Here is an 8,264-nt window from a genome sequence, read left to right as displayed (position 1 = left end):
AACTGCGGGACTTCCTTTCAAAGTCAATTTCTCAAGTTCTGCCGCCAATAAAGCCTGATCTTCAATGGATAACTTACCTATTTCAACTTTTATCTTTTCTAAATCCATGAATTAAAGATACGAATAATAGAAATTATAAACTAGAGCGTTTTTTTTGAACAACCTACTTATGTTTTAATAAACAAAAAAATGGTTCTAAAACACCTATTTCATCTGGTATTCCTAATTACTCTCCCAATGGCATGTACTTTCTAGATATTTTCACTAACACGGCAACATATCAAAATAATGAATCTGCATATTTAAGTTTAATTAAAAAAAATAAAGTAGAACAAAGAATTAGTGTTAGCTTCAAAAGTTGGGCTCCATCATCAAACCACGAGGATTATTTTTGGATTTCAGAAAACGAAATCGTTTTTAAAATATTTCCTATTAGAAAATATATAAGAGAACCAAATCAAAATTTATTAAAATCACAATATTTAAAACTAAAAATACTGTAGTTAATCAAGTAGTCTCATATGTGGTTCGTGTACCTCAGTACCGAGTTTTGTAATCTCGCTTCCTTCACTGCATATCTCACGATACACAAACTTGCCACTTACTAATGGCTCAAAGCCTAACCCTTGTCCAGAAGGGACTTACACGCTTCATATAACAAACATTGTAAAACATTTAGAAAACACATGAATTTCATTTATAAAGTAACAAATTGTATATATTGCTCGTCTATATAATATACTTAATCAAAAATCATCCTAAATGAAATTTAAAATAACCCTTTTGGTTTGCCTTATTGCATTTTCAAACTGTAAACATTCAGAGAAAAAATCGCAACCCGAGACCATTGACCCAGTTCAAGTTTCAATGGATAGAAATGCCGATTCACTTCTTTTGGATTCTAAAATAAATAGTGTTTCAATTGGAATCTATAAAAATGGTAAAAAATACACTTCTCACTATGGAGAATTAGATAAAGGGAGTAAAAACAAACCAACTGATAAAACTATTTATGAAGTAGCATCAGTAAGTAAAACTTTTACTGGAATTTTGGTAGCAAATGCCGTATTAGAGCGTAAATTAAATCTTGAAGATGATATTAGGAAGTATTTAAAAGAAGATTTCGAAAATTTTCAATATAATGATATGCCGATAAGAATAAAGCACTTGCTTACGCACACGAGTGAAATGAAAAAATTTCTACCTGAAAGTATTAACGAATTATTTACTGATTTTAATGAAGATTTACCTTTTAAGGTGTATGAAATTCAAAAAGAATACAACAAAAATGATTTCTTTTCTGACCTACATAAAATTAAGCTAGATACTATTCCTGGTATAAGATATGGCTATTCAAATGTAGATACAGAAATTATGGCCCAAATATTAGAAACTGTTTATGATAAATCGTTCAATGTTATTTTAAAAGATTATTTTCAGGTAAATGCAAATATGCTAAATACCCAAATTGATCTTCCAAAGAATAAAGAACAATATCTAGCAAATGGTTATGGCATGACAGGAAAACTTGTTCCTCATGAAGTTGTATTGTATGGAGCAGATGGTGGAGTAAAAACAACAATGCCAGATTTAGTAAACTATATGGAGTTTCAGTTAGATAATACAAACCCTACATCTGTAGAATCTCATAGAACTCTCTATGAAAACGGACATCGAAAAATGGCTTATTATTTACCTATCAAAAAAAATGAAGAGTATGGAATCTATTATAATATGCACGGAGGAGGTTTTGGAAGTCAAAATTGGTTTTTTATACTTCCAAAATATGATTTAGGAATATCCGTAATAACAAATCAAAGTGACTTGGATACGGCTGACAAACTAATGAGAACCGTTAAAGGGCTAATTAATGATTTGAAATAAAACGTTTTTACAGTCGAGTAGTCTTACGCGGTAATTAATTACCACGTTGAGGCCCTCATACCAAAGTACTGTGGAAAAAACAAGATTTTAGAAAACTACGGAGCTATAATCATTGATGAATGCAATCGCATATTATGTACCGATAACTCAAACGAAGCTTTCTTTTATATAAAAGAAGTCTAACATTTAGGAATATATTTATACAATGAAAACTCATGAACTACTACAAGAAACCAGCCATCGCCCTTGGAAATTACCTAATCAAAACTGGAAATTTTATCAAGAATGGAATAATGCTATATTTCTACATTGGCAAGTAGAGGTATCTGAACTAATAAAACACGTTCCCGAAGAGTTAGAGATTGACCTTTTTCAAGGTAAAGCATGGGTATCAATAGTTGTTTTTACTATGGAGAAGATCAGGCCCAAATACCTGCCAGCATTCCCTCCTATTTCTAATTTTGATGAAATCAATATAAGAACCTACGTAATAGCCAATAATAAACCTGGGGTTTATTTTTTAAGTATCGAGGGCGGTACATTATTATCCTGTAAAATTGCAAAAGCTATTTCTCAATTACCCTATCGATTCTCTAAAATGCATAGAACCTCTACCAGTTTCAAGTCTAATAATGAAACGTTTAAGGATAGTCTTGATATTCAATATAAAATTGGTAGTAAAGTAACCCAAAAATCAGATATAGACCTATGGTTGACAGAAAGGTATGCCCTGCATCAAGATGCCTCAACCACTATAAACGAATTCGAAATTCATCATATAGAATGGCCCATCAAAGAGCTAACCTTAAATCACCTTGATGTAAAATATCAACGATTCAACACATTGATCAATGGTACTCCCCATAAAACACAATATTCAAAAGGAGTACAAGTTTTAGCATGGGATAAAAAAAGTACTCCTAGAAATAAATTATAACCTATCTTTTTACCCCTACCTTGTCCGATTAATTGACTAATTTTAGATGCTTCTTTTTAAAAAGTACTATCTATGTCAAATCTGGCACATACGACAAGACAAGAATACATCAAAAGAATTAACGATGTTATTGATTTTATTGAAAACAATCTTGATACCGATTTATCTCTTGAAACGCTTTCAAAAAAAGCACATTATTCCTCTTTTCATTTTCATAGAATTTTTGCCGTATATACAGGAGAAACCCTTAATACTTTTATCAACAGAAGAAGAATAGAAAGAATTGCCTCAATCCTACTTGTAGGAACAACTACACCTCTAAACAGATTAGCATATACCTATGGATTTAATAGTGATAATTCATTTTCTAGAGCATTTCGGAAATATTATGGAGTTAGCCCCACAGATTTTAAATCCAAAGGAACAGATATCATTAGCAAGATTGGAATAGAACCTCTTACTATTGACAAATACATTTGTAGCATCGAGAACATCAAAAAATGGATGGATATGTATGCACAAGTAGAAATAAAAGATTTACAAGAAATACAATTAGCAGGGATCGCTCATATTGGGGATTTTGATAAAATTGAAAACACCTATAAAAAATTATTTGAATGGGCATCACAAAAAGGAGTATTAGACACACATAATACCAAAGCAATTACTATATATCATGACAATGCCAAGGTTACGCAAGCTTCAAAAATAAGGTTCAGTGCATGTGTAACGGTACACAAGTATATTAAAGTCGATGGAGAAATCAGGCCCATTACTATTCAAAAAGGCACCTATGCGATTGGACATTTTGAAATCACCACTGATGCTTTTCAAAAAGCGTGGGATAGTATGTGTGTATGGGTAATAGAAAGTGGGTATGATTTTAAAGATGGACAATATTTTGAAATCTATCATAATGATCCCAATACACATCCTCAAAAAAAGTGTATTGTAGATATCTGTATCCCCATAAAAAATAGTGACATAGGTACAAATAATAGTATTTTAAAAACCAGTCCTAATAATCTGGAGCATTACAGAGAAGAAATCAAAAAAGGGCAGATACAAATAGATTATCAGCAATTGATAAGCTATATCAAAATCTTAAGAACGTATTTTATCAAAGAATACCCCACAGATTTCACCGTTGGAAAAATGAATCAAGGAAGCATGAATCACACTTATTTCTCTATCACTACAGCTTCATTAAAAAAACAAAAATTAAAATTTGTTATCATTTTCAATCATCAAAAAATGAGATTTGAAATTTGTTTATCTGGTCAGAACAAAGCTATTAGAAAAAAATATTGGAACATCTTTAAAAATAGTGATTGGAACACTTATTTTATCCCAGAATCTATAGAAAATCGTCTTTCGATTATTGAGCATCTTTTGGTAGAAAATCCAAATTTTGATATCTCAGATACACTAACTGACCAAATAGAAAAGGAAGCATTCATATTTATGAATGAGATTAGAAGAATTCTTGAGGTAGAATAATCTCTTTTATAGCATTGACATAAATTAAACCGTAAATCAAGATAAATATAGCTTTGTTTCTCTCAAACTCATTAGATTTGTATATAAACTACCTCGGTGTAAGCCCATGAAGTATTTGTTTAAACCGCTTCTTAATGAGTAAATATATGTATGACACACTAGATCATTAAATCATATGAATAAAAACGGTAAATGGGTTTTCTGTAAAAGAGCTTTTATTCTTCTGGTCATATCAGGAGTTTTATTCTTACATTTTTATATCCCTCGATTTATTACAGAAATTAAAAATCCATTGATAGAAACGATCAAAACAAAACATATAATTGCATCAACCTCTTTTGATACCAATAAATTAAAGGGAAAATACATACATTTCAAATCATTTGATAAAACAGCATTCACAAGCTATTTAACATATTCAAACCTCGATACTGTAAGAGGAACTATTATTCTATTACATGGTATCAGATCAAATAAAGAGTCCTTTGTAAAATTAAGTAAAAAACTATCCTTGGCAGGATACAACTCTATAGCTTTAGACTCTAGAGCACACGGACAAAGCGGTGGAACTCATTGCACTTTTGGCGTAAAAGAAAAAAAGGATATATCAGTATTAATCAATCTATTAAATCAACAAGAGAATATTACAGAAAACATAGGTATCTGGGGGCAATCCTTAGGCGGTGCCATTGCATTACAATCTCTAGGAAATGACAAACGCATTACATTTGGAGTCATAGAAAGTACCTTCTCTGATTTTAAAACTATTACCAATGACTATTTCAAATATCATGTAGGTTTTAATATAAAACCACTTACTAATTATTTGATATATCGGGCAGGAAAAATTGCAGGTTTTGATCCAGATGATGCCAGACCTATCACCTATTGTAAAAAAATTGAACAACCAGTACTTATTGTACATGGTAACAAAGACAAACGAATTAACATTACCTATGCAAAAAATAATTTTGCCAATATCCCCAGTACTAAAAAAGAATTTATTGAAATAAAAAATGCAAACCACTTAACTGTATGGAAAACTGGTGGAGATGCATATTTTAATACTACACTAGAATTTATAGAAGAAAGTATTTTGCGCAATCAAAGCCAATAAACTTGATTAATTATCATTAATTTAAGTTATCAATTATCATCATATCCTCTTTTCTACTAAATTTGACCTTAAAACATACCTCTAAGCATTATAATGAACTATTTATTCACTCTCGTATTTATCATCACTGTACAACTATCAATCGCGCAAACACAGTATTTAGATAGTATTTTTTCTGAAGTAAGTATCACCACACATACTTATTATACTCATAAAACCGATTCATTACAGTTAGATTATTACCGAGCTGATACTATACAAAAGAATGTGCCCTTAATTGTATATGTGCATGGAGGAGGATTCTCTGGAGGGCAGAGAAACAGTAAGAATATTGTTGATTTTGCTACAAGACTTGCACAGTATGGATATGCCGTTGCATCGGTTTCTTATAAACTTACGATGAAAGGAATTGGTTTTGGGTGCGATACCAAAACACCAAAAAAAATAGCCGCTATTAACTCGGCTTCACACGATGTGAATATTGCCATAAAATATATATTAGATCATAACGCAACATTTAATATCGATCCAAATAAAGTGATCATTGCAGGAGGAAGTGCTGGTGCAGAAGCCGTATTAAACATGGCATATACATATCAAGATGATACATTACCTGCTGATTTTAAATACGCGGGAGTAATAAGCTTGGCTGGGGCAGTAACCTCAATAGACAATATAAAGCATGATACGGCTATCCCCACACAGCTTTTTCATGGTACAGGAGACATATTAGTACCTTATGGTATTGCGCCACATCATTACTGTGATTCTAATAATAAGGGGCACCTATTACTATATGGTTCTGATCCAATTGCTAAACGCTTAAAAGGACTAGGTACTCCCTATTATTTTTATACAATTATAGGAGGTACTCATTCGTGGGCAGAATTACCTATGGTTAGATGTTTTGATGAAGTTATCGATTTTCTATACCATGATATCATAAACCCAAAGTTTGTAAGACATACAGAACGCACTATAAATAAGTTATAGATAGCCAATACATCATCCTATTTAGTATTCAATATTTTACTACAAAATTATATCCCCTTGCTGATAAGGGGGTGTCTAGTCCTAAAAAAATCATTCTGATTATAATAACACCAAACTTTTTTGGCAAGAGATGTAATCTCTTATTTAGTGTTATTTTAGGATAACAAACCATAAAAACACACTCACAAATGAAGAACCTTATTACTTTATTCAGCATGTTGCTTTTATTTTTTATAGCAAGTAGCTGTGAAACACAAACGGTAAATGATGAAACAGGAATCGACATTGATCAATTTGAAATTTATGAAGTTGATCCAAACCAAGTTGATAGATCAAGAGGTCAATCATACAGTAATTAATAATCAATACTCTAGATTAGAAGTATTTGCATCATCATTCGTAATCTTATCTGGATTGATATTGTTTTCAGATAAAGTAAATACCCTTTGGTCAATATCTGCCAAACCACCTTGCCACTTACTTTGCTTACTGATACGACCCCGCACATAAGAGACTTTAACCCTTTGGGACCTTCAAGTTAATTGAACTATATTTACCATTCAAGGCACATACAGCTATTCATTGTATACCATTTCAAAAAATATACTATGCTAAAAAAATCAGTTTTATTAACAATTCTATTTTTGACCTTTGGAATAACGGAAACATATGCAGGCTGGTACAAATGTTACAATTATAAAGGCACAATAGGAAAACACCCCATAACTCTTTCAATTCAAATTACAGAAGATTATTTTGGAGAAAAAGATAAAAAAGAATTTAATCTTAATGGTGTATATAAATATGACAAATACAACAATCCAATTAAATTAGAAGGGATTTTAAAAAATAATAAAATCCAACTTTACGAAATCTATAACGATAAAAATACTGCAGTTTTAGAATTTAATTTTTCAGAAAATAAACTTATTGGTACTTGGAAAAACTTACAAAACAAAAAAATATTACCCTTAGAATTAAAGTATACATCAAGTCTTAATGACACATCAGATGTTCATACGTTTGAAAATGTAGAAATTTTACAACTAAATTCACTTAAAGATTATTATTTTATTGGTGTATATTCAAAAACTAAAGATGACCAAAGAGTTCGAATGAAAGAACTAAAGATTATTAATAAGCAAAATGACCTAGTCTTTCAAGTTTTGAATTTTAATAATTTAGAGTACGCTGTTGGAAACGTAGTTACAATAATTTATCAAAACATAGAAGTCAATGATTTTATAAATAAGAAACTAGATATTTGGTGTGATGTTGGAAGAATGGGTGGATGGTTCACTATTAATTACCATAAAAATAAATTTATATCAAATTACAAATTAAATATAGATGGACAAAACTAAAAACGGTATACAACACCAATAACCGCCACACAAACCCCTAATTTTAAAGAAAACGACTTTATACACTTCTCTTACAGAAGCCTTCTTTATATATACCAAGTTTCACCACCAACCAACTACCAACGCTGTTTTATAGAGAAAGCTTTGTCCTCCCAGCGTAGGGTGGGAACCAAGGAGTACTATAGAACACCCAATAATTAATACTCAATACAGTTTTCTCACTACTCAATACCAGTTGCTATACAGTATTTTATTAATTTTTCATGAGGGTTTCCTACAAAACGTATGATAAAAAATAATGGTATTTTTATTCTAAATGCATAAAGAGTATAGATGCTATGAGACTATATTTTAATAAGCAATTGGGTTAAAATATATTTAGGTAACATTTATGGATATTCTATGGATACTGACCCCCATTCTGGTCATATTGACCCCTCTGTAGCTTTTGGTCTTAAAAAGATATGTT

8 protein-coding genes are annotated in these 8,264 nt (G+C 30.9%); 7 read left to right on the top strand and 1 reads right to left on the bottom strand.

Annotation, left to right across the window (positions count from 1 at the left end; translation table 11 throughout):
- Window positions 1–762 precede the first annotated feature (762 nt).
- The 6 genes from CVD18_RS20315 to CVD18_RS22825 all read left to right on the top strand — a co-directional run bounded on the left by CVD18_RS20315 (window position 763) and on the right by CVD18_RS22825 (window position 6,790).
- The gene (locus tag CVD18_RS20315) at window positions 763–1,884 is read left to right on the top strand and encodes a serine hydrolase (protein ID WP_103867324.1); all 1,122 of its coding nucleotides are present in this window, start codon (window positions 763–765) and stop codon (window positions 1,882–1,884) included.
- A 205-nt stretch (window positions 1,885–2,089) separates the two neighbouring features.
- Complete coding sequence (locus CVD18_RS20310) at window positions 2,090–2,821, top strand: YqjF family protein (protein WP_103867323.1); 732 nt, start codon at window positions 2,090–2,092, stop codon at window positions 2,819–2,821.
- Between the two features lie 72 nt (window positions 2,822–2,893).
- On the top strand, window positions 2,894–4,321 hold the full coding sequence (locus CVD18_RS20305; protein WP_103867322.1) for a GyrI-like domain-containing protein: 1,428 nt from the start codon (window positions 2,894–2,896) through the stop codon (window positions 4,319–4,321).
- Between the two features lie 175 nt (window positions 4,322–4,496).
- Window positions 4,497–5,438: an alpha/beta hydrolase gene (locus tag CVD18_RS20300; RefSeq protein ID WP_103867321.1), complete on the top strand. Its 942-nt coding sequence runs from the start codon at window positions 4,497–4,499 to the stop codon at window positions 5,436–5,438.
- A 93-nt stretch (window positions 5,439–5,531) separates the two neighbouring features.
- Window positions 5,532–6,431, top strand: coding sequence for an alpha/beta hydrolase (locus tag CVD18_RS20295; protein ID WP_103867320.1), 900 nt, complete (start codon window positions 5,532–5,534; stop codon window positions 6,429–6,431).
- 188 nt (window positions 6,432–6,619) lie between these two features.
- The gene (locus tag CVD18_RS22825) at window positions 6,620–6,790 is read left to right on the top strand and encodes a hypothetical protein (protein ID WP_158250521.1); all 171 of its coding nucleotides are present in this window, start codon (window positions 6,620–6,622) and stop codon (window positions 6,788–6,790) included.
- Window positions 6,791–6,793: 3 nt separating this feature from the next.
- Here the strand turns inward: CVD18_RS22825 and CVD18_RS22820 are convergent, their stop codons facing one another.
- Window positions 6,794–6,937, bottom strand: a complete 144-nt coding sequence (locus tag CVD18_RS22820; protein ID WP_158250520.1) for a hypothetical protein — start codon at window positions 6,935–6,937, stop codon at window positions 6,794–6,796.
- 102 nt (window positions 6,938–7,039) lie between these two features.
- Between CVD18_RS22820 and CVD18_RS20290 the strand changes: the two genes are divergently transcribed.
- The gene (locus CVD18_RS20290; RefSeq protein WP_103867319.1) at window positions 7,040–7,795 is read left to right on the top strand and encodes a hypothetical protein; all 756 of its coding nucleotides are present in this window, start codon (window positions 7,040–7,042) and stop codon (window positions 7,793–7,795) included.
- Window positions 7,796–8,264 lie beyond the last annotated feature (469 nt).

It is taken from the genome of Aquimarina sp. I32.4 (assembly GCF_002924285.1).
In the GTDB taxonomy this organism is placed as follows: domain Bacteria; phylum Bacteroidota; class Bacteroidia; order Flavobacteriales; family Flavobacteriaceae; genus Aquimarina.
This window is presented reverse-complemented; position numbering and strand designations above follow the sequence as displayed.